This is a genomic window from Pseudanabaena sp. PCC 9330 (genome assembly GCF_055795045.1).
Genome location: NZ_JAYFES010000015.1, coordinates 1 through 477 on the forward strand (window position 1 = coordinate 1; position 477 = coordinate 477).

Annotated in this window: 1 protein-coding gene; it reads left to right on the forward strand. The window is 56.4% G+C overall.

Annotation, left to right across the window (positions count from 1 at the left end; genetic code table 11):
* Positions 1-35: 35 nt before the first annotated feature.
* A partial coding sequence (locus AC0QKW_RS00380; RefSeq protein ID WP_473149095.1) for a photosynthetic reaction center family protein occupies positions 36-477 on the forward strand: 442 nt, incomplete at its 3' end.

Sequence of the window (477 nt, forward strand, 5' to 3'; positions counted from 1 at the left end):
AGCCTTAAGCAAACCTAACTGCACTTATCCTTATCATGACCACAACGCTTCAAAGACAACAAACTGCCTCCCTGTGGGAGCAGTTTTGCCAGTGGGTCACCAGCACCGAGAACCGCCTGTATGTGGGCTGGTTCGGCGTACTGATGATCCCCACCCTGCTCGCTGCCACCGCTTGCTTCGTCGTAGCGTTCATCGCTGCACCCCCCGTCGACATCGACGGCATCCGTGAGCCTGTTGCTGGCTCTTTGATGTACGGCAACAACATCATCTCCGGTGCTGTTGTGCCTTCCTCTAACGCCATTGGCCTGCACTTCTACCCCATCTGGGAAGCCGCTTCCCTCGATGAGTGGCTGTACAACGGTGGCCCTTACCAGTTGGTAATTTTCCACTTCCTCATCGGCGTCTTCTGCTACATGGGTCGTGAGTGGGAACTGAGCTACCGCCTGGGCATGCGCCCCTGGATCTGCGTTGCTTACA